This is a genomic window from Pseudomonas sp. SWRI18 (assembly GCF_014268345.1).
Classification (GTDB): domain Bacteria; phylum Pseudomonadota; class Gammaproteobacteria; order Pseudomonadales; family Pseudomonadaceae; genus Aquipseudomonas; species Aquipseudomonas cedrina.
The window spans coordinates 65,110-87,260 of record NZ_JACCQQ010000020.1 but is presented as its reverse complement, the minus strand read 5'-3'; the positions used below and the strand labels follow the sequence as shown (position 1 = coordinate 87,260).

General features: G+C 63.2%; 18 protein-coding genes. 11 read left to right on the top strand and 7 right to left on the bottom strand.

Going from position 1 to position 22,151, the window contains the following annotated elements; all coding sequences use genetic code 11:
* Positions 1 to 71: 71 nt before the first annotated feature.
* Together H0Z09_RS20565 and H0Z09_RS20560 are read left to right on the top strand one after the other, a co-directional pair.
* Positions 72 to 2,843 carry a response regulator gene (locus tag H0Z09_RS20565; RefSeq protein ID WP_186693021.1) on the top strand — a complete coding sequence of 924 codons (2,772 nt, stop codon included), beginning with the start codon at positions 72 to 74 and terminating at the stop codon, positions 2,841 to 2,843.
* A gap of 80 nt (positions 2,844 to 2,923) precedes the next feature.
* A complete protein-coding gene (locus H0Z09_RS20560) occupies positions 2,924 to 3,520 on the top strand; it encodes a MarC family protein (RefSeq protein WP_003171467.1) in 597 nt (198 codons plus the stop codon).
* Here H0Z09_RS20560 and H0Z09_RS20555 read toward each other — a convergent pair.
* From H0Z09_RS20555 to cobG, 5 genes are all read right to left on the bottom strand, one after another.
* Complete coding sequence (locus H0Z09_RS20555) at positions 3,517 to 4,296, bottom strand: hypothetical protein (protein WP_076954509.1); 780 nt, start codon at positions 4,294 to 4,296, stop codon at positions 3,517 to 3,519. The genes H0Z09_RS20560 and H0Z09_RS20555 overlap by 4 nt on opposite strands.
* Positions 4,297 to 4,532: 236 nt before the next feature.
* Positions 4,533 to 6,170, bottom strand: a complete 1,638-nt coding sequence (gene cobJ, locus H0Z09_RS20550) for a precorrin-3B C(17)-methyltransferase (protein ID WP_186693018.1) — start codon at positions 6,168 to 6,170, stop codon at positions 4,533 to 4,535.
* Positions 6,170 to 6,901, bottom strand: coding sequence for a precorrin-2 C(20)-methyltransferase (locus H0Z09_RS20545; protein WP_186693016.1), 732 nt, complete (start codon positions 6,899 to 6,901; stop codon positions 6,170 to 6,172). The genes cobJ and H0Z09_RS20545 overlap by 1 nt, the downstream gene beginning before the upstream one ends.
* Positions 6,901 to 7,527 carry a precorrin-8X methylmutase gene (locus H0Z09_RS20540; protein WP_076954512.1) on the bottom strand — a complete coding sequence of 209 codons (627 nt, stop codon included), beginning with the start codon at positions 7,525 to 7,527 and terminating at the stop codon, positions 6,901 to 6,903. Before H0Z09_RS20540 ends, H0Z09_RS20545 begins: the two co-directional genes overlap by 1 nt.
* The gene (gene cobG / locus H0Z09_RS20535) at positions 7,520 to 8,866 is read right to left on the bottom strand and encodes a precorrin-3B synthase (protein WP_186693014.1); all 1,347 of its coding nucleotides are present in this window, start codon (positions 8,864 to 8,866) and stop codon (positions 7,520 to 7,522) included. Before cobG ends, H0Z09_RS20540 begins: the two co-directional genes overlap by 8 nt.
* A 38-nt stretch (positions 8,867 to 8,904) precedes the next feature.
* Here cobG and cbiE point away from each other — a divergent pair, with 38 nt between their 5' ends.
* Entirely contained in the window at positions 8,905 to 10,110 is a 1,206-nt protein-coding gene (gene cbiE / locus H0Z09_RS20530; protein WP_186693012.1) for a precorrin-6y C5,15-methyltransferase (decarboxylating) subunit CbiE, read from the top strand.
* Positions 10,107 to 10,838, top strand: coding sequence for a cobalt-precorrin-6A reductase (locus tag H0Z09_RS20525; RefSeq protein WP_186693010.1), 732 nt, complete (start codon positions 10,107 to 10,109; stop codon positions 10,836 to 10,838). The genes cbiE and H0Z09_RS20525 overlap by 4 nt, the downstream gene beginning before the upstream one ends.
* Before the next feature lie 109 nt (positions 10,839 to 10,947).
* Here the strand turns inward: H0Z09_RS20525 and H0Z09_RS20520 are convergent, their stop codons facing one another.
* Positions 10,948 to 11,196 carry a DUF6124 family protein gene (locus H0Z09_RS20520; RefSeq protein ID WP_186693008.1) on the bottom strand — a complete coding sequence of 83 codons (249 nt, stop codon included), beginning with the start codon at positions 11,194 to 11,196 and terminating at the stop codon, positions 10,948 to 10,950.
* 508 nt (positions 11,197 to 11,704) lie between these two features.
* Between H0Z09_RS20520 and H0Z09_RS20515 the strand changes: the two genes are divergently transcribed.
* From H0Z09_RS20515 to H0Z09_RS20485, 7 genes are all read left to right on the top strand, one after another.
* Complete coding sequence (locus H0Z09_RS20515) at positions 11,705 to 12,007, top strand: type II toxin-antitoxin system RelE/ParE family toxin (protein WP_186693005.1); 303 nt, start codon at positions 11,705 to 11,707, stop codon at positions 12,005 to 12,007.
* Between the two features lie 3 nt (positions 12,008 to 12,010).
* A complete protein-coding gene (locus tag H0Z09_RS20510) occupies positions 12,011 to 12,301 on the top strand; it encodes an addiction module antidote protein (protein WP_186693003.1) in 291 nt (96 codons plus the stop codon).
* A 96-nt stretch (positions 12,302 to 12,397) separates the two neighbouring features.
* Positions 12,398 to 12,793, top strand: coding sequence for a DUF2946 domain-containing protein (locus H0Z09_RS20505; protein WP_186693001.1), 396 nt, complete (start codon positions 12,398 to 12,400; stop codon positions 12,791 to 12,793).
* A 46-nt stretch (positions 12,794 to 12,839) separates the two neighbouring features.
* The gene (locus H0Z09_RS20500) at positions 12,840 to 13,322 is read left to right on the top strand and encodes a copper chaperone PCu(A)C (RefSeq protein WP_186692999.1); all 483 of its coding nucleotides are present in this window, start codon (positions 12,840 to 12,842) and stop codon (positions 13,320 to 13,322) included.
* 11 nt (positions 13,323 to 13,333) lie between these two features.
* The gene (locus H0Z09_RS20495) at positions 13,334 to 13,723 is read left to right on the top strand and encodes a DUF2946 domain-containing protein (RefSeq protein ID WP_186692997.1); all 390 of its coding nucleotides are present in this window, start codon (positions 13,334 to 13,336) and stop codon (positions 13,721 to 13,723) included.
* A gap of 91 nt (positions 13,724 to 13,814) precedes the next feature.
* Positions 13,815 to 15,875, top strand: coding sequence for a TonB-dependent copper receptor (locus H0Z09_RS20490; protein WP_186692995.1), 2,061 nt, complete (start codon positions 13,815 to 13,817; stop codon positions 15,873 to 15,875).
* Positions 15,876 to 15,991: 116 nt separating this feature from the next.
* Positions 15,992 to 17,374, top strand: a complete 1,383-nt coding sequence (locus H0Z09_RS20485; protein ID WP_186692993.1) for a PepSY domain-containing protein — start codon at positions 15,992 to 15,994, stop codon at positions 17,372 to 17,374.
* A 5-nt stretch (positions 17,375 to 17,379) separates the two neighbouring features.
* On the opposite strand, the gene H0Z09_RS20480 is transcribed toward H0Z09_RS20485, so the two are convergent.
* Positions 17,380 to 21,954, bottom strand: a complete 4,575-nt coding sequence (locus H0Z09_RS20480) for a DUF4329 domain-containing protein (RefSeq protein WP_186692991.1) — start codon at positions 21,952 to 21,954, stop codon at positions 17,380 to 17,382.
* Positions 21,955 to 22,151 lie beyond the last annotated feature (197 nt).

Sequence of the window (22,151 nt, the reverse complement as noted above, 5' to 3'; positions counted from 1 at the left end):
GTGGCCCTTGCCGTATGCAGGCCTCCCCGCGCATAGTTAACGCGTGCATCAACCTACGAAGGGATTTCGCCGTGCGCTGGCTCAGGATCGCCATAGGTTTTACTGTCAGCCTGCTGACACTGCTCTGTTTGTTCCCGGCCCAGGCCGCGGCGCAAGGCAGTGGCTGGGCAGTATTGCTTGATGAACAGGCCGACCTGCAACTGAGCGATATCCGTTCCTCGCGCTACACCAATCAATTCAGCCCCATCGAACTGGACCGCATTACCGCCGCGCCGCCGGACGGTGCGTTGTGGGTGCGTTTCAAGCTGCAACCCGGCAAGCACGAACAAGTGCTGCGGGTATTCGCCCCGGACCTGTCGCACCTGAGCCTCTATGTACTGGACGGCGATGCTCTGGTGGAACAACAGAGCACCGGCACGCGCCAACCGCAGGCTGAGCGACCACTGCCCAGCAGTGACTTCATGCTGCCGATGCCCCAGAGCCAGAAGCCGCTCGACGTCTACCTGCGCCTGGTGTCGGAACACGAACTGCGCCCCTACATCACCCTGGAGCCGGCCGTGCTCGCCGCGGCCGACCAGACCCAGACGCTGATCTACGGGCTGCTGTTCGGTTGCCTGCTGATGCTGATCCTGCACAACCTCACACGCTTCGCCTATCACCGCTCGCGCAGCAGCCTGTGGCTGGCGGCCTGCGAAGTGTTATTGATGCTCAGCCTGGCGCTGCTGCTGAACCTGGTGGGCCCATGGTTGCCGAACTGGCACGCGGTCCAGGCCCCCGGCGCCTACCTGGCGTTGCTGCTGACCGCGCCGTGCGGGCTGATGTTTGCCTACCGATTCTTCATGCCCCTGGGCCCGCATCCCCTGAACAAGCTGTTGATGGCCGACATATTGTTCATCGTGTTGTGCGGCCTGCTCCTGTTATTCGTCAACACTCTACCCCTGAACATCATTACCTACGTCCTGGTGGCCCTGGCTGGCTTGAGCATGCTGTTTGTCTCGGCCTATCACTGGCAGCAGGGCTATCGCCCGGCCCGCCTGTTCGTGGCGGCGATGGTGGTGTTCAACATCGGTACGCTGATCATCCTGCCGGCGCTGCTGGGCCTGACGATGGTGTCGCCCCAGGGCCTGATCGTCACGTTGCTGGCATTTATCTGCCTCAGCGGCCTGTTGATGAGCCTGGCGTTGGGCGAGCGTCAACGTGCGCTGGTCGAGGCGCGATTCAGCCTCAGCCGCGACCTGGCGGCGAGCAACGCCGAAATCGCCGCCAAGGCGGAGTTCCTGGCCAAGATCAGCCACGAAATCCGTACCCCCATGAATGGCGTGCTGGGCATGACCGAGCTGCTGCTGGGTACCCCGCTGTCGGTGAAACAGCGCGACTACGTGCAGACCATCCACAGTGCGGGCAATGAGCTGCTTACCCTGATCAACGAAATTCTCGATATCTCCAAGCTGGAATCCGGCCAGATCGAGCTGGATGACGTGCAGTTCGACCTTAATGCGCTGATCGAGGACTGCCTGAGCATCTTCCGCGCCAAGGCCGAACAGCAAAACGTCGAACTGATCAGCTTTATCCAGCCCCAGGTACCGCGCGTGATCAGCGGCGACCCGACGCGCCTGCGCCAGGCCATGTTGAGCCTGCTGGAGAACGCCCTGCAAAAAACCGATGAAGGCGAAGTGCTGATCGTGGTTGCCCTGGACGACCGCAGCACCCAGCCGCGCCTGCGCATTGCCGTACAAGACAGCGGCCTGCCGATGGAAGCGGCCGAGCGCGAAGCCCTGCTGCACAGCGAATTGCACAGCAAGAACTTCTTCTCGGCCACCCGCTTGAACGGTCACCTGGGCCTGGTCATCGCCCGCCAGTTGATCCTGTTAATGAACGGCGAGTTCGGGATCAAGAGCGGCAGCCATCAGGGCAGCACGCTGTGGCTGACCCTGCCGCTGGACCCGGAACGCCTGGAGCATCCGACCTCCGATCTCGACGGCCCGCTCAAAGGCGCCCGGGTGCTGGTGGTGGACGACAACGACACCTGCCGCAAAGTCCTGGTGCAGCAGTGCTCGGCCTGGGGCCTCAACGTCAGCGCCGTGCCCTCCGGCAAGGAAGCCCTGGCGCTGCTGCGCACCAAGGCGCACTTGCGTGATTACTTCGACGTGGTCCTGCTGGACCAGAACATGCCCGGCATGACCGGCATGCAACTGGCCGCGAAGATCAAGGAAGACCCAAGCCTGAACCACGACATCCTGCTGATCATGCTCACCGGCATCAGCAATGCCCCCAGCAAGATCATCGCGCGCAACTGCGGGATCAAACGCATCCTCGCCAAACCCGTGGCCGGTTATACGCTCAAGACCACCCTGGCCGACGAACTGACCCAGCGCAGCAAGGGCAACACAGCGCCTCGCGCGTTGCCCGGCGCACCGGCGGCCGTCACCGTACCCAGCGATTTCCGCATTCTGGTGGCCGAAGACAACAGCATTTCCACCAAAGTGATCCGCGGCATGCTCGGCAAACTCAACCTCGACCCGGACACCGCCAGCAATGGCGAAGAAGCGCTGGAGGCGATGAAGGCCCAGCGCTATGACCTGGTGTTGATGGACTGCGAAATGCCGATCCTCGATGGCTTCTCGGCGACGCAGCAATTGCGCGCCTGGGAAGTCAGCCACCAGCGCATTCGCACGCCGGTGGTGGCGCTGACGGCGCACATCCTGTCGGAACACAAGGAGCGGGCACGCCAAGCCGGGATGGACGGGCACATGGCCAAGCCGGTGGAGTTGTCGCAGTTGCGTGAACTGGTGGAGTTCTGGGTGGCGCAGCGTCAGCAAAGGCCGGAACACGCCCCCAGCTGACTTGGAATGCAGCCCGCTCCCACATTTGATTGCTGTCGCCTGATAGACTCGCGCAGTACTTTCTTGCGCGAGCCACTTCCATGCTCCACGTGTTATTCAGCGTCTACCTGAAAATGCTCGTGCTCTACAGCCCGTTCTTCGTGCTGTCCTGCTTTATCAGCCTCACCCGTGGCTATTCCAGCAAAGAGCGGCGGCGCCTGGCCTGGAAAGTGGCGCTGGCGACCCTGGTGTCGAGCGTGTTGCTCTACCTGTTCGGCCGGGTGATTTTCAGTGTGTTCGGCATCACCGTAGACGCGTTCCGCATCGGCGCCGGCAGCGTGCTGTTTATCTCCGCGCTGGGCATGGCGCAGGGCAAGTCGGCCGTGCAGACCGACAACGTGCAGCAGGACGTGACCATCGTGCCGCTGACCATCCCCCTCACCGTCGGTCCCGGCACCATCGGGGCGCTGTTGGTGATGGGCGTAAGCCAGCCACACTGGGACGACAAGCTCACCGCCATCCTCAGTATCGCCCTGGCCAGCCTAACGGTTGGCGTGGTGCTGTACCTGTCCAACCGTATCGAGCGCATCCTTGGCGACCAGGGCTTGCAGATTGTCAGTCGGTTGATGGGGTTGTTCGTGTGCGCTCTGGCCGCGCAAATCATCTTTACCGGCGTACGCGGCTACCTGGTGCCCTAGATCCGGTACTTGGCGATGGCCAGCCGCACCTTGTCACCTGCGCTCTCGCGCATCAGCTGCAGGGTCTTTTCGTTGATCAGCGAAGTGTTCAGCACCAGGCACGTCTGCCCACTGAAAGCTTCGAACGAGGAGCTGTCCCATTCCAGAAATGGCAACCCGACCTGCTTGCTCACGCTGTGGGTGCTGTAAGTCACCAGCACCATTTTCAATTCGCCCTCCATCTCGGCACAGGACGCCAGGCCGAAATCCGCGCCCTGGTGCACCGTGCTGTTGCGCTTGAACAGCTCGAACGTCGCCGGTGTCTGCTTCAACGCCTCCAATGCATCGGCCGCCAACCTGGGCAGAGCCGCCAGCAGTGGCGCAGACAAGGACGTCGACCCCAGCAGGGCAGCGATGATACCCAGCACCTGGGACTGCACGGTCAGCCCCTTGCCTGAACGTGACACCCGCTCGAAGCGGCTGCGCACCGGCAGCCAGCCCAAGCCGGTCATCACCTTGATGAACTCCTCGTACCAACCCTCGGTACCGCGCTGGATGTGCAACACATCGCTGACATAGCTGCTGGCCAGCAGATAGCTCTTGCGGATGTATTCCCGGTTCAGCCCCGACAAGCCATCGGCAAACGAGATCACGCCGTTGTTGACCACCGCCGCGTTGAAGTCGTCTTCGCTGTCCGGCGCACAAGGCTCACCCGTTCCCGGCGCTCCGGGCAACTTGTAGGCGGCAATCAATTTGCGCCTTTTTGTACTGTTGATCCTTCTGTGATGTCGCTCCATTTTGACTCTCCACAAGCACCCCAACTCGGGGCTTATGTTCACCCTAGTCCACCCGCCGACGGACTTGCCAGACGACAAACATCCCTTGAGGCAACACGGCAAACCGTAGCGCCCAGGGATCACGCGGGGTCGCCGGCACGTGTGCAGAAGTCTTCGCGAAAAAAAGAAAAAGCCCCGGACAACGCCAGGAAATTCCCTGGGTCATTCGGAGCTTTCCGGCGCCTGAAGAGCCGCTTTCAGCCGGCGGGTTTCTCGCCGTACCAGCGCGGCGTGTACACCCACTCACCACCACCGGCACGGGGGAAGGTGCAGGTGGTGGACGAGCCGATCAGCACCATGGTGCGCATGTCCACCTGCTCCGGCGTCAGTTGCCCCAGCGTGGTGACGCGCAGGGTCTGCCCCGGCCGACCGATATCACGGCCCAGCACCACAGGCGTCTCAGGCGTGCGATGCAGCGCGACGATTTCCAGCGCACGCCCCAACTGCCACGGCCGCGAACGCGAGATCGGATTGTAGAACGCCAGCGCCAGGTCGGCCTGGGACGCCAGGTCCAGGCGCTTTTCGATAATCGACCAGGGCTTGAGGTTGTCCGACAGCGACATCACGCAGAAGTCATGCCCCAGCGGAGCACCGGCCTGGGCCGCTGTAGCCAGGGAGGCCGAGACGCCGGGCAGGATCTGCAGGTCGACCTGATGCCAGGCCGGGTCGCTGGACTCATGCAAGGCCTCGAGCACCGCCGCGGCCATGGCGAACACGCCAGGGTCGCCGGAGGACACCACCACCACCGAACGGCCCTGGGCCGCCAGTTCGAAGGCATGGCGCGCACGCTGCATTTCTTCACGGTTGTCGGTGCAGTGCTGCACCTGATCGTCGCGAAACGGCCCGGCCATGCGCACGTAGGTTTCGTAACCGAGCACGTCGGTGCAACGCGTCAGTTCGGCTTTCACCGCCGGCACCATCAGTTCGGCGGCGCCCGGGCCCAGGCCGATCACAGCGAGGCGGCCACGGGCGCGACCGACTTGCGACAGGTCCAAAGGCTGCTCGGCGACGCTGACGACGATATCGGCGTCCTGAGCGAGATCACTGAAACGCAGCGGCACGCCCAGTTCCAACGCGGCTTGATGCAACGACGCTTCGGCCATCTGCGTGTCACTGGCCAGCAGGCAGGCCAGGGATTGCACGGCGATACCCGCATCATGCAAAGCGGCCCGCACACGTTCCGCCAATTGCGCGCCCGGCTTGCACGCCACGCACACCGTCTTCGGATAGATCAACAATTCGTCGGCCGCAGGTACCCGCTTGGCACTGCCCACATGAATGGCCAGGCGCGCCTGTTGATCCTGCGGCAGATTGGCCTGCTCCAGCCACGGCGCCGCGCCTTCGATGCGCACGCTCTCGCCGGCCAGCAAGTCCGAGACAAAACGCTTGCCCAGTTCCAGATCAGCCAACGCGTAACCGGCGGGCGGGTTGAGCAGGCAGGTGCCGAAACGCAACTCGCCACTGGTGGTAATGGCAGCCGCCACGCCCAGCGCAGCGGCGATCTCACGCGCCATCACATTCACGCCGCCCAGGCCGCCGAGCAGCGGCACCACGGCGCTGCCGTCTTCGGCCACGGCGAGCACAGCGGGCTCTTCGCCCTTTTCCAGCAGCAGCGGCGCCAGCGTGCGGATCACAATGCCGGCGGCACACAGCGCAATCAGCGGTGTGCCTTGCTGGTAGAGCTGACGCAGCGTGGCGCCGAACTCGATGTAAGCGTGGTCAGCGCCCTCGACGCGCCCGGCCAAACCGTGGATCGCAGCACCGGGGTACAGCTGCTGGATCTTGCGCGCAGTGGCCAGGCTGCCCTGGCCGAGGATGACAATCGCCGGGCGCATCAACCTTGCCACCGTTCGCCAGGCACAATGATCAGCGAGAAGTACGGCGACGACATCGGCTCCACCTGGTCCAGCGGCACGATCTTCTGGTTGGCCATGGTCGCGCGTTCCACGTACAGCGCACGCTCGGCCAGGCCGAGCTCTTCGAGCACCTGGCGCACTTTCGGGAAATTGCGCCCCAGCTTCATGATTACCGCCGCGTCGGCGTCCGCCAAACGGCGCTTGAGGTCTTCATGGGGCAATACGCCGGAGAGCACCGACAGGCTCTGGTTGCGATACACCAGCGGCGCGCCCAGCACCGAAGCGCCGCCGAGCATCGAGCACACGCCGGGGATAACCTGCGCTTCGTAGCGCTCGGCGAGGCGGTCATGCAGGTACATGTAGGAGCCGTAGAAGAACGGGTCGCCTTCACAGATCACCGCCACATCGCGGCCGGCGTCCAGATGCGCGGCCACGCCAACGCTGGCGGTGTCGTAGAAATCGCTGATCACCTGCTCGTAGGACAGCGGCGCCGGCAACGCCTCGGTGGTCACCGGGTACACCAGCGGCATCAGGGTTTGTTGCGGCACCAGATGATCCTCAATGATGCCGAAGGCGTTGCCCTTCTTGCCCTTGGCCACGAAGTACGCCACCACCGGCGATTCGCGCAGCAGGCGCAGGGCCTTGAGGGTGATCAGTTCCGGATCGCCGGGGCCCACGCCCAGGCCGATCAAACGTCCGCGTGGGTGCATCACTCGACCTCCGTGGCCAGGGCATTCACCGCGGCGGCGGCCATCGCGCTGCCGCCCAGGCGGCCCTGCATGATCACGAACGGCACGCCACGGCTGTCGGCGGCGAGCATCGCCTTGGATTCGGCGGCCCCCACGAAACCCACCGGGAAGCCAAGGATCAACGCCGGTTTCGGCGCGCCGGCATCCAGCATTTCGAGCAGGTAAAACAAGGCGGTCGGCGCGTTGCCGATCACCACTACGCTGCCTTCCAGATGCGGGCGCCACAGCTCCAGCGCGGCGGCGGAACGGGTGTTACCCAGTTGCCGCGCCAGCTCGGGCACGCTGTCGTCGCGCAAGGTGCAGATCACCGGGTTATTGGCCGGCAGGCGCGCGCGGGTCACGCCTTCGGAGACCATCCGCGCATCGCACAGAATCGGCGCGCCCGCCGCGAGTGCATCGCGCCCGGCCTTGCCCGCGCCCGCGGAGAACTGCAGGCCGTCGATGGCGTCGACCATGCCGCAGGCATGGATCACCCGCACCGCGAGTTTCTCCAAATCAGCCGGGATACGCTCCAACTTGGCTTCCGCGCGAATAATGGCGAAGGAGTTGCGATAGATCTCCTGACCGTCGCGGATGTAATCAATCATCGGTGTTGCTCCGTGGGCGAGCGCGCAGCAGGGCGCCCGTCGCTTCAATAGAAAGGTTGCGCGCGTGCAGCCGGCCGAAACCTGGCTGGGCTGCCTCGCGAAAATAAAGGTCGTAGTGGCCTGGGCCTGCGGCCAGCAACGTGACCGGTGCGATGTGCGCGGCGGCGCAGGAGCGTGGGCAGCCGGACAGGTGCACGTCGTGGTCGGTGCGCAGCGCGGCCAGTTGCGCCGCATCGGCCTTGGTGTCGGCCAAGGCCTTGGCGCAGCCGCTGGAACCGGTGCAGGCGGTCATGCGCGCCAGGGGCTGGTCGGCGGAGCAGAGCAAGCCCAGTTGCGTCAGGCGCTCGGTCACGACGCCAGGTTTTTCCACATTGGGCAGCAGCACGCCTTGCCAAGGCGTGAAGCGCAAGGTGCCGTCGCCATAATCGTCGGCGAGCTGGGCGGCGCCCTTGAGCATCGTCGAATCCAGGCGGCCCAGGGGCGCAACGGCCGCGACATAGAACTGATTCTTTTGCGGCTGTGGATAAGTGCCCATGTGCAGCGAAGCGCCACTGGCGGGGCGTTTGAAGCCATTCGCGGACAGCAGCGGCAGGCTCAGGCGGCTCAGCACCTTATCCACCACCAGGTGGCGCATGCGTGTTTGTTCCGGCGTGGCCACATCAAGAAAGGCTTCCAGCACCGCAGTGACCAGCGCGTGGCCCTGCTCCAATCGAACGGCGCCCAACGGGGCATCCAGGCCCGGGCAACCGGCCAGCCCGAACGCGAGCAGCGTTTCGCCATTGCGCACGAACGCTGAGAGCCACAGGTCATGGTGATGCTCGAGCATCGCCAGGGCCTCACCGCCATCCAATTGCACGGCGAACTTGGCTGACAGCTCATGGAAACGCGGGACGTTTTGCAGCGAGGCCAGGATCTGGTCCGCCAACGGGCGCGTGTCGAACAGCATCTGCTCGTCGATACCGGCGCTGGGGCTGAGCATCAGGTTGCGCACGTCGTCACCGGCGGCGTTGCTCGGGCCGAGGCCGGCGGCCAGCAGCAGGGTGATCAACGCCTGTTCTTCGGCGCCGATCCCGCGGATCTGCAGATTGGCGCGGTTGGTTGCCTCGATCACCCCGCCGGCATAGGCCTGGGCCGCATCCGCCACCGCGCGGGCCTGGGCGGCGCGGATCGAGCCACCGGCCAATTTGATCCGGCAAATCCCGCCGTCCAGCGCCTGGACAATACGCAGCAACCCCGGACAAGCCGAGGGGCGCAAGGTATTCACAGCGGGCGTCTGGTTCACGGGGCTACCGGTTGACGGGTAAAGGCGCGGTATTATGCCTGCTTTGTCCGGCGGCATGAAAAGCCTGCCCGTCGGATGTCGTTCAAGGAATGGTTATGTCGCCCTGGCTGACGGTTGTAGGCATCGGTGAAGACGGCTTCAAGGGGCTGGGCAGGAATGCCCGGCACGCCCTGTTGCGCGCCACGCGGATTATAGGTGCACAGCGCCAGTTGGACTTGCTGCCGGTGTGTATTCGGGGCGAGCGTGAGCTGTGGCCGAGCCCGTTTTCACTGGCGCCGGTGCTGGCAAGGCGCGGTACGCCGGTGTGTGTGCTGGCCAGCGGCGATCCGATGTTCTATGGCGTGGGCGCCAGCCTGGCGCGCCAGATCGCGGCCGATGAGTTGCGGGTTCTGCCGGCGCCGTCGTCGGTATCGCTGGCGGCGGCGCGGTTGGGCTGGCCGTTGCAGGACGTGGTGACGCTCTCCGTGGTGGCACGGCCGTTGGCGGCGTTGAACGCACATTTGGCCAGTGGCGTAAGGATGTTGGTGTTGAGTAACGACGGTCGCAGTCCTGGGTTGATTGCCGCGTTGTTGGCTGACTCCGGATTTGGACCCAGCCGGTTGAGCGTGTTTGAACACCTGGGCGGCGCGGACGAGCGGCGTCTCGACGGTCTGGCTGCGGATTGGCATCACGCTCGGGTCGCCGACCTGAATCTGGTGGCCATCGATTGCCTGGCGTCTATCGACACGCCACGCCTCTCGCGCCTGGCCGGCCTGCCGGACTCGGCATTCAAGCACGACGGCCAACTGACCAAACGCGACGTGCGCGCCATGACCCTCGCCCGCCTCGCGCCGATGCCCGGCGAGCTGCTGTGGGACGTGGGCGCGGGCAGCGGTTCCATCGGTATCGAGTGGATGCGGGCGCATCCGAGTTGCCGCGCGCTGGCGATTGAAGCCGACTCGGGCCGCCAGGGCCTGATCGAACACAACCGCGACGTTCTTGGCGTGCCCGGCCTGCAATTGATTCGCGGTAAGGCCCCCGATGCGTTGCAAGGCCTGGAAGCACCGGACGCCATCTTCATCGGCGGCGGCATCACCCGCGACGGCGTGCTCGACACCTGCTGGCAGCACCTGCGCCCCGGCGGCAGACTGGTCGCCAACGCCGTGACCCTGCAAAGCGAAATGACCCTGATGAACTGGCGCGCGCAGCATGGCGGCGAACTGACCCGCATTCATGTGGCCCAGGCGCAGCCATTGGGGGAGTTTGATACCTGGCGCCAGGCGCTGCCGATCACCTTGCTGGAGGTGGTCAAGCCGCTATGAAAAGAATTCTTCTGCTGGGCGGCGTGACCGAAGCGTTGGCCATCGCCCGAACCTTGGGGCCGGAGCATATCTATAGCTTGGCCGGAGTGGGCCGCGTACCTACCGATCTCGCCTGCCAAGTGCGTGTCGGCGGTTATGGTGGCGCTGAAGGATTGGCGCAGTTTGTTCGCGATGAGCGGATCAGTTTGATCCTCGACGCGACCCACCCGTATGCGGCGCAGATCAGCCAGAACGCGGCCCAGGCTGCGCAGTTATGCGGTGTGCCGTGCTGGGCATTACGCCGCCCGGCGTGGCAGCCGCAAGCGGGCGATGATTGGCGCGAAGTCGGTGATTGGGCCTCGTTGATTGAAACGTTGAAACCCTTCAAGCGCCCCCTCTTCACCCTGGGCCGCGAGCCGCTGCAGCATCTCGACGAAATTCCTGCCGACCAGTTCTGGACGCTACGGGCGCTGGATGTTTATCCGGGGAACGAGCGCTGTGAAGTGATCGGCGCGCGTGGGCCGTTTCTGATCGAGGACGAGCGTGCGCTGTTTGAACGGCGGCAGATCGATGTGCTGATCAGCAAGAACAGCGGCAGCACCGCCACCGAGCCGAAGCTGGAAGTGGCAAGGGCGCGGGGCGTGCCGGTGCTTGTATTGAAACGCCCGGTGTTGGTTGCGGTGGATCGAGAATTCACCAGCGTAGCTGCGGTGCTACAGGCAATCACCGCTCTCTCTAGACACCACTGACTCCATGTGGGAGCGGGCTTGCTCGCGAAGGCGGTGTATCAGTTAACACATGCGCCGACTGACACACCGCCTTCGCGAGCAAGCCCGCTCCCACATTTGGACTGTGTTATCAGGCCGCCGTTATCGCGGGTCCGAAACCCTTGTGCACACGATCAGCCAGCAACTGTGCCAGCTCAATCAACTGCGCAACGCCGAGCAATTCCTCTCGTTTCGGGCCTTCCAAATCAAACGCCAGGTCACAACTCAGCGCATTGGCCGAGGCGAGTGTTTCGCTGAGATTGACCAGCAGGTCTTCGGTGCTGATGCCATCGACCACGGTGAAGAGCCGGATGGGGGGATTGGGGGTTGGTTTGATCATTGTGAGATTCCATTGGTAGTGGAGCTGCCACTGATCGCCGCGACGCGATAGAGGGTGGCAGCTGTACGCAGGTTCGCGGACCGGTTACCAATGAACCCGGCATACCCGAAGGTATCCCGCGCACAGCCACCATGTAGCCGCACAGTAGACGATAAAAAAGCGCCGACTGAAAGCGGACAATGGCGCATAGGCGCATTGGTAAACCGGGCCGCGACGCCCGACCGCTGAGTTTGCAGCGGTGTACGGAGACTAGAGATTGAATGTCCTAGGGACAACCTCAAAGACTTGTCGGAAATTTCTATTTATACGGATAACCAGTCCTATCAGGCTTCACCACCGAAAGCCGAATCCCCCTACGAACACTTCCGAACAAGCTGGCTGGCTCAGCCAAAAGCCCCCGCCCTAACCTCCCCTCTCGCGGTTTTGCTCCGGCGCCCGCGATGGGGATGCACTGCTTTTGCAGCGCGTCGAAACTTGCCATTCTGTATCCCAAGGAATACGATCCGAGATGATTGTTTTCAATGAAACCATTGAGTTTGTCAAATGGCTGGAAGCCGTTCGGGATCCATTCGCAAAAGTGCGTGTTGTGAAAAGAATACGAATGGCTGAAGCCGGAAACTTCGGTGACTGTGAGCCCGTAGGTGATGGAGTGTCCGAGATGCGAATCCATTATGGTCCTGGGTATCGCGTTTACTTCACTCGTAGAAATAAGGTGGTTTATCTGTTGCTGATCGGTGGTGACAAATCAACACAAAGCCGGGACATCAAGCGTGCAAAACAAATGGCATTAAATCTCGGCAATAAGGAGTGACTTATGAGCGAATCTTTTACCCGCTTTGACGCGGCAAAATATTTGAAAACCCCTTCGGAAATGGCTGCGTACCTAGAGACCTGCTTTGAAGACGATGCAGGCGATGGTCTTTTGATTCGCACCGCTCTCAATGATATCGCCCGCGCCCAAGGCATGACCCAAATAGCCCGCGACGCCGGCCTCGGACGAGAAAGTCTGTACAAAGCCCTCTCCAGCACTGGCAATCCCGAATTCGCGACTATCATGAAAGTCATGAAAGCTCTGGGCCTCAAGCTTCACGCCACGGCGGTCTGACCCACTGCGACACCAAACCACACCGCCCTTTTTTACTTATCCCCCCCGATCAGGCTAAATACCCGCCTGATCGTTTAACCCTACGGATTGTCCGCCATGGCCCGTCAACGCTTTGCAATTGCCTGGATCGCCTGCCTTGCAGTGCTGTTCAACGCCTTTGCCATGCCGCTGGCCAGTGCGATGCAGCAGACGGACGATCCGGTAAAGCGCCTGATGTGGGGCAGTTTCTGTTCTTCCAATGGCGCCAGCCTCAAGGCGATAGCCCTGGGCAAGCTGGAGATTCCGGCGCCGCAGCAGGACGATCACTCCGCCATGCAGCACTGCTGGTGTTGCTCCGGCTCACCGTCGCTGGTGGCGTTGCCAGGGCATGTACCGCAGTTGTATGTCACGCGCTTCACCGCGGTGCAGAGCCTGCCGCCAACCCAGCTGCAAAACCCAACCCCGCGCCAGCAATGGCCGAGCCTCAACCCCCGCGCTTCTCCGACGGCCTGATTGCTTCGCAAGTGAACTGCGTTTAGACCCGTTCTGGAGAACTGCCATGCTCAAATCTTCCCTGCTTCTGGCTGCGTTGCTGCTGCCGGTGTTCAGTGCCGCCAATGCCGAAGACTACAAGGCCGGCGACTTGCTGGTCAGCGACCCCTGGTCCCAGGAATTGCCGCCCAACGCCCCCACCGTCGCGGCGTATTTCGTGATTCATAACACCGGCGCCACCCCGGATCGCCTGCTCAGCGCCGACACACCGCTGGCGGAAAAAGCAGAGCTGCACGAGCATGTGATGCAGGGCGACCTGATGAAGATGCAACAGGTGCCCAGTGTCGCCGTACCGGCCAAGGGTGAACTGACCTTCGCGCCGATGGCTTACCACGTGATGCTGCTGGGCATCAAAGACCGCGGCCTGTTGGCCGACGGCAAGCAATTCCCGCTGACCCTGACCTTTGAAAAAGCCGGCAAGGTCGAGGTGGAGGTGTCGGTACAAAAGGTGCCGCCGATGGCCGCCCACGCGCATAAGCACGCCCAGTAGGCGGTTACTCGATGGGCGCCCCACGCGCCAGGTTCTCTCCACATTCGCGCGTAAGACGCGGCAGTTGGATCAGCCTGTTCGCCATGCTGATGATCTTTATCGGTCCGCTGATCTCCCAGGCGATGCCGATGGACCATCACGCCGGTATGTCGATGAGCATGCCGATGGATCACGGCGATGCCCATCACAAAAAAGCGCCTGACGAACACCACGCCCTCTGGTCCAAGTGCGGCTATTGCGATCTGCTTTACAGCTGCCCTGCCCTGCCTGGCGGTATTCCAACGCTCACCCTGGGCAGTCCGCCGCCAGCCAACGCCCTCACCCCCACCACCCGCCTGGGCCATGCCCGGCAGAGCATCTTCCCCGGCGCCCGCAGTCGCGCGCCGCCCAGCGTCTCGTAAGCACTGACACCGTTACTTCACCCGGCCGACTTTAGACAGACAGCCGCAGGCTGCTGGCCGTGTTGTTTACGATTGATAAATGGAAGTTGTCATGTCCAGGTTTTCTGCTGACACCCGTTTGGGATGTACCCCTGTGCTCGCCGTTTTATGCGGCGTACTCCTGGCGCCACAGGCCAGGGCCGACGCGCATGAACTGAGCCCCACCGTGATCACCGCGATCGCCCCCAGCTCGCCGCTGACCGTGGTCACCAACCCCAAGGAACCGCGCCAGCCGGTGCCCGCCAGCGATGGCGGCGACTACCTCAAGACCATCCCCGGCTTTGCCCTGGTGCGCAATGGCGGCACCAATGGCGACCCGGTGCTGCGCGGCATGTTCGGCTCGCGCCTGAATATCCTCACCAACGGCAGCATGATGCTCGGCGCCTGCCCCGGCCGCATGGATGCGCCTACCTCGTATATCTCCCCGCAGACCTATGATCAGCTCACCGTGATCAAAGGCCCGCAAACCGTACTCTGGGGCCCTGGCGCCTCGGCCGGCACCGTCCTGTTCGAGCGCAAGCCGGAGCAGTTCGGCGAACTGGGTACACGGCTCAATGCCAGTGTGCTGGCCAGCTCCAACGGGCGCTTCGACAAGGTCATCGATGCCGCTGCCGGCGGGCCGCTGGGCTACGTGCGGGTGATCGGCAACCAGGCGCATGCAGACGATTACAAGGACGGCAATAACGACACCGTCGCCTCGCGCTATGACAAGTGGAATGGCGATGTGGCCGTGGGTTTCACCCCTGACCCCGACACCTTGCTGGAACTCACCGCCGGCCGAGGCGACGGCGAAGCGCGCTACGCCGGACGCGGCATGGACGGTTCGCAGTTCCTGCGCGAAAGCCTGGGGCTGCGCTTTGAAAAATCCAACCTCGGCGAGGTGCTGGACAAGGTCGAAGCCCAGCTCTACTACAACTACGCCGACCATGTGATGGACAACTACAGCCTGCGCACACCGCCAGGCACCGGCATGATGACGGGGCCGATGGCCTCCAACGTTGACCGCCGCACCCTCGGCGCGCGGATAAAGGCCACCTGGCGCTGGGCCGATGTGCAACTGATCGGCGGCCTGGATGCGCAGACCAACGAGCACCGCGCCCGCAGCAGCATGGGCATCGACACCTACAAGGATCTGCCGCGCACCAAGGACGCCGACTTTCACAACTACGGCGTATTCGGCGAACTCACCTGGTATGCCGCCGAGCGCGACCGCCTGATCAGCGGCGCGCGCCTGGACCGCGCCTCGGCCAAGGATTATAGGCAGACCACCGGCTCCGGCATGAGCACCCGCGCCAACCCCACCGCCGACGACACCCGCGCCGACACCTTGCCGTCGGGCTTCGTGCGCTATGAACACGACCTGGCCGACAGCCCCACTACGCTCTATGCCGGCCTGGGCCATTCGGAACGTTTCCCGGATTACTGGGAACTGTTCTCCCCCAACACCGGCGCGACCGGCTCGGTGAATGCCTTCGACGGCGTCAAGCCCGAGAAAACCACCCAACTCGACGTTGGGGCGCAATACAAAGCCGAAGACCTTGAAGCCTGGGCCTCGGGTTATATCGGCCGGGTGCAGGACTTCATCCTGTTCGACTACCGGCCCGGCATGATGGGCGCCACCTCCCAGGCTCGCAACGTCGACGCCCGCATCATGGGTGGCGAACTGGGCGCGGCGTACAAGCTGACACGCCATTGGAAAGCCGACGCCACCCTCGCCTACGCCTGGGGCAAGAACAGCAGCGACGGCAAGGCCCTGCCGCAAATGCCACCGCTGGACGCGCGCCTGGGGCTCACCTACAGCGAAGATGACTGGAGCGCCGGCGCCCTGTGGCGGGTGGTCGCCGCACAACACCGCATCGACCCGAACAAGGGCAATGTGGTCGGCAAGGACTACGACAAGAGCGGCGGCTTTGGGGTGTTCTCGCTGAACGCGGCGTATCGAATCAATAAAAACTTCAAGGTCAGTACCGGTGTCGACAATCTGTTCGGCAAGGCATACGCCGAGCACTTGAACCTGGCCGGCAACGCCGGCTTCGGCTACCCGGCCAGCGACCCGCAGGCGATCAAGGAGCCTGGGCGGACCCTCTGGACCAAAGTGGACATGAGTTTCTAAGAGCATCGCAGGCAAGCCAGCTCCCACATTTGAATGGTGAATACAAATGTGGGAGCTGGCTTGCCTGCGATAGCGGTGTAACGAACACAAAAAATCAAAGCCTTGCGGAGCCCCAAATGAGCACCCAAAAAATCTCTTTCTACAACCTGGCCTGGCGCTGGCACTTCTACGCCGGCCTCTTCGTCGCCCCTTTCATGGTGCTGCTGGCGCTGACCGGAATCATCTACCTGTTCAAACCCCAGCTCGACCCGCTCATGTACGCTGACCTGCTCACCGTGCCCGCCGCCGAGCACGCCTTGAGCGCCGACGAGCAACTGCAACGCGCCCAGGCCGCTTACCCCCAAGGCGCGATCAGCAAATACCTGCCCCCCGTTGACGCTACCCGTAGCGCGCAATTCGTGATGCAAAACGGCGGCCGCGAAGTGACGGTGTTCGTCGACCCGTATCGCGGCACCGTACTCGGCGAACAGGACGCCAAATACAACCTGCAAGCCATCGCCCGCGCGCTGCACGGCGAACTGATGATCGGCACCGTCGGCGATCGCCTGGTGGAACTGGCCGCCGGCTGGGGCGTGATGCTGGTGGTCTCGGGCCTGTACCTGTGGTGGCCGCGCGGCAAGTCGTCGGCGGGTGTGCTGTGGCCTCGCCTGAACAGCCGTGGCCGGGTGTTCTGGCGCGATATGCACGCGGTGACCGGTTTTTGGGGCGCGTCACTGCTGCTGATGATGCTGCTCAGCGGCATGACCTGGACCGGCTTCTGGGGCAAGCAATACGCCGATCTGTGGAACACCTTCCCGGCAGCGATGTGGAACAACGTGCCGCAGTCAGACCAGCAGGCGCGCGTGCTTAATACCTCGACGCAACAAACCGTGCCCTGGGCCATGGAAAACACACCGATGCCGATGTCCGGCGACCATGCCGAGCACATGAACCATGGCGCCCTGCACTCAGCCCCGGCCGCGCCCACGGTGCGCCTGCAGCAGGTCGTCGACCTGGCCACCGCGCGCAATGTCGAGCCCGGCTACAACATTACCTTCCCCACCACCGCCCAAGGCGTGTTCACGGTTGCGGTGTTCGCCGACAACCCGCGCAATGACGCCACTCTGCATGTGGACCAGTACATCGGCAAGGTCCTGGCCGATGTGCGCTGGGAACACTACAACCTCATCGCCCGCGCCACCGAGAGCGGCGTGATGCTGCACGAGGGCAAGATGTTCGGCTGGGTCAACCAGCTGATCGTGTTGGTGATCTGCCTGATGATCCTGCTCAGCGCGGTCAGTGGCGTGGTGATCTGGTGGAAGCGCCGGCCACAGGGCGGCCTCGGTGTGCCGCCGCTGCGCCATGACTTGCCCAAGTGGAAAACCGCGATGGTGATCATGCTGGGGCTGGCGATCCTCTTCCCGTTGGTGGGCGCCTCGTTGATCCTGGTGGGGTTGCTGGATCGCCTGGTGTTGGCGCGTCTTTTCAACCGGGATCAGACCGCCTCGGGTTCCGCATAAAGGGATTAAAGTTCATCCCTTACAGGCCTTTGAGTGGATGCATCCGGCAGTTTCAGATCGGGGGCAAGGCGGGAGTGCACCGTCCAGAACTCGCCGCTGCGGATCACGCGCAACTCGCCGATGCGCGCCAGCTCCGAGATCACTCCGGACGGCGCGGGGGCGAACGCGGTGTAGCCGCTGCTCTCCAGCCATTTGCCGGTGGTCGCCAGCAGGTTGTATTCGTCGCGGCTGAAGCTTGGCGTGTAGGCGAGCAAGGCGCCGTCGCGGGCGGTCAGGTAAAAGCCGCTGATGTGCAGCCCCTGTTGCCTCAAGGTGTGCAGGTAAAAACCCAGTTCGCGCCAGGACACAAAGTTGACCTGGTACGAGCGCTCTGCACCCAACTGCGGCTGATCCAACCCGGCATGAAAGATCAAATGCGCAGCGCTGACCCGATAACCCTGCGGCCATTGCGGGTGCACGCCGATCAGCGCTGCCGGAAACAGGCGCGCCGCGGTGGCAGAAGGGAACCCCTCGTCCGCCTCCGCCAGCGTAGGGATATGGTTGTCGCTGCCGCCGACGTTCTCCAGCAATGCACTGATCGCTTGCTGGCCCTCAAAGCGCCCGGCGCGACGGTGGATATACTCTGCCGCATCATCGCGGTGCGCGTGAATCGGCCCCTGCGCCCAACGGTTTTCGCTGGCCGGTGGCACGCCCCGCGAACTCCCCGGTTGCCACTGCGCGTCCACTATGCCGACGCCCGGCCAATTGTCGCTGGGCACCAGAATACGCAGGTCGCCGGCGGCGGCAATGCGCCGAATATAAGCGCGTGGCGTCAGCGAGCGAAGCTTCAACAAAACCTGGTCGTTCTGCCGGAATAGAATCCCGTTACGCACCGTGAACTTCAGCAACGCGCCATCGGCACATGACAGGTACAGGGGCAACGCCGCCCGCTTGGCCGTGGCGCTGACCTGGTAAGTGGCGGCCTGAAGCGTCACGGGCGAGATCAGCCCACGGTAGATCTCGTCGCCACTGAGAAAACGCCCGCCTGGGTGAAAATCTTCGATGTACGCCCCACAGATGTACATTGCGGCCAATTCATAGCGGTGCGGGTATCCGGCATCCGAAAACACACGACGATGGGCCAGGCCCGAGCCGTCGTCGGTGACCGGCAGCGTGGAGACAAACTGCTCCTTGCCCATGGCCTGCAACACATAGCCGAACTGCAACTCACTGCGCGCGCCGGCCATTTCATGCGCATAACGCGCCGCGTCATCCGCGCTCGCGTGCACCGGGCTGCACGCCGGGTCCTGGCGGGCCTGCACGTAGTTGCCGGTGCCACGGGCCGGCGCGGCAAAAGCGCGCCAGGCGCCAACCGGACCGTCTTCGCCCCACAGCGCACTGCTCTGCACCACCTGCAACTCGAAGGTGCGGGCCACGCGATTGACATATTCGCCGGGGGTCAGCTGCCCGTTGCGAATCCGTTGTTCCAGCGCCCCGCGCACCCAACTATGAGGGTCATGCGGGCGGGCAATCAGGTCAGCCTCGGTGATTTCCGGGTATTTCAATTCGGGTCGCGAACGCAAGCGAATCACCGCACCCTCCGGCGCCAGCAGATAGTGGTAGCGGCGCACCGGATCGCCCAGCAATGCCTGGGACAGCAGACGCGTGGAAAACGTGTTGCTGTAGATCGCCGATTCAGCAGGCGACAGCACGAACGGCCAGTGCCTTGCAGGCCTTGAGTGATAGCTGGCGACCACCACCGTGCGCAGCGGGTACAGCCCGCGGGTGACCAGTTCATCGGGAAAGATCCATTTGACGTCGAACACTTCGTCAAGCAAACGCGCCGGTTCCGTGGCGACAAACCAACCGTCATCACGCCGCAGAATAAGGCCGCCGTAGGCCGTGTCCAGATTGGGTGCAACGCGTCGGCGCACATAACGGGCGGCATCGTCCATGGTTAAAAACGTCGGGCTCAGTCGCCGTCGCAGCAGGTTCGCATAGGGGTTCCACAGTCCCTCTACCGGGCCCGAACGCGCCCAGCAGTGGCTCGTGCGGATCACCCGCAAACTGCCCGACGTCGCGACCTGTCGCACCACCTTCACCGCGTCCGTGGTGCCCATATCGAGTTTGGCCTGCAGTACCGTCGCATCGTCGCCGTTGCTGAGGGTTTCGAACAACGCGCTCGTCGACGGCGATTGGTAACACAACAGCGCCCCGTCTGGCGGCGCGATATAGATCGGCGCGCCTGCCGGCGGCCTGGAGGCGTTGGCACGCGCCTGGGTAATCGCGTCGCTGAAGTCCTTGAGTTCGATAAAAAACCGCTGCAGCCACTGCATCGCACCATTGCCCGCCAACGGCCGCGCGTAATACAACGCATGACAGCCAAAACCCTCCGGCAGATGCTCGCCATACAGGCTGGCAAGCGACAGCAGGGCTGCCTTGCGATTGACCGGGATCAGTTGACTGGCGACATACTCCTCGCGCGTTTCATGTTTGAGAATGAAGCCAAAGTAGACATCGACGTAATGCTCCCCGTGGTTGTGCAGTTCGCAGCGCTGCACATCGTCGGCGGCGGCATCGGCGCTGTGCAGGACCGGCCCATGACTGACCGACTCCGGCCGCTGGAACTCCAGCACGCGCACGCCTGGCCCCCAATCGAGTTCCACGAACCCGGCCGGCCCCCACAGCGCGTTGCCGATAACAATGCGCAACGTGCCGCACTCGGCCAGGGTCCTGACCATATCGGCGGCGGTTCGAGTGCCCTGCGCAAGGCTCTTGGCAATCGCGCTGTCGGCGCCCGTCGCATCGGTCTGCCATAACTGCCGCCACTCGCTTGTGGTGGTGGAGGGCGCCAGGGCGATCAAGCTGTCGTCGGCGCCGCAAAGATACCCCACACACTCGGCCGCCAGCAGGTCGGCGACATCAAGATCGTGGAACGTTTGCCCGTAAAGCTCGACGTCGGCACGCGTCCATTTGTAGCGTGCAGCCTGGGCCGGATCGCTCAGAGACAATGCCCGGCGCGAGCCATAACGCCCATGCAGGCGATGCCCCGGGGTGAGAATAATGGGTTTTTTCTGGCGATCCACCGGGTACAGCTCGGCAAACGCAAACGGCCTCGGCCCGGTAGCCACAGGAGCGGTGATCACGAAATACCCGTCGCGTCGCTTCAGGATCAGCCCACCCATTTCCTGCTCGCGCAGCGGACCGATTTGCTGATGGGCGTAACGGGCAGCGTCATCGGCCGTCAAAAACGCCGCGCTCAAGGAAGGCAAGGTTGTCTTCGAATAAGGCAACCAGTGTTCATCGACAATCCCTGGCCGGTCCCACAGTGCGCTGGTTTTCTCTACGCTCAACTCGCCGGCCTTGGCCACCAGCCCGACAAAGCCGCGCGTCAACAACGAGGCGTTGTGCAGTGCGGCCTGGAGGCCGTTGTCGCGAACCGTGCCGTCTTCGTGCTCGATAAGCAGCTGCGACTCCAGCGCCGAGCCGGAAAACCGGTAGCGCAGGATGGCTTCGTCGCGCATGCGGATATACAGCGAGACGCCCAAGGTCGACTGGGTCCCAAGGCTGTATTGGCGAAACTGCGCGATGTGTTGTGCCAGCTCCAGGGGGCTGACGAAATTTTTGTACAGCCAGGGTTCCCACTCGGGGTAATTGCCCGGCAGCGGCCGCGCGTGGAAATAAATCCCGTGTAAATGGCAGCCCTCGGGCAACCTCGGCAGCGTCTGTGCAAGCCCTTCAATCTTTTCGGGCTCACTCGTACAAAACTGTTCGCCACCATTGAGTTGCAGGATAAATACGCGCTGCCTGACGGTGGGCTGGCGCTGAATGCGGCGCCAGGCATAAGCCAGCGCCTGTTGCACATCCGCGAACAGCGGCCCGCACGCCAGCGGCAACGCGGGCGCCTTGAACGCTTTATAGGGTTCCCAATCGGACGGCACATCACCGACCGACCCGCCCCACGCAGCGCTGGACACCACAAAGCGCAATGACCCCACCTCTGCCAGGCCTTTGTAGCCACCCTCCTGTGTCAGTTCACGGTCATGGGCGGACGTCCACGGACCTTTACCGTCCAGCCAGAGCACGCGCTGCCCTTCGGCCACGGTGTTGCTGGAGGCGTAGCGGAGCAACGCGCCGTCAGGGCCGGACAAATAAGCGAACGGTATTTGATGACGCAGTCGCCAGTTATTGATGATGTCTTGCGTAGCGAAAAAACCGACGAATGCCTTGACCTGCGTGGGCGACCACTTCGGTTCCTGGCGTTGTATCTCTTCAAAGGTATCCGGATGAGAGTGCAGAAAGCCGACCAATCGGTAGCCCTGCGGGTTCACAAGCGCCCCCGTTGTCCTGTCGCGCTCGATGATCCTGGTGAGGTCGAACTGTCTTGCCTCATCCCTGACCGGCTCGGTCGCCACATACAACTGGTCGGAGAGGCGTTGCATGATCACGCTGCCGTACTCGACATCACGTCGAGTGCCGATTTGCTCGTGCACGTACCGCGCGGCGTCATCAACATCGAGAAAGGCCGGGGTAAGTTTGGGCAGCCTGGAATGGCCGGCGGCAATCGCGGCGCGCTTTACGGGCTGGTTGTGTTCGTCCATGAGAAGACCTGTTCTGAGAAGTTGATCAACCAGCCCCCACAGAGGCAGGCACTGGATCTTCCACCATCTTGGAAGCGTCACAGCGCAAAGGGGCGCTACATAAATCAAACAGGCACCACAACGGCACACCGACCTGCCCACTTGCGCTCCAAGAGCGCCACAATGGTGCGCGCAGGTGTTGCCGACGCCCTCAGCCG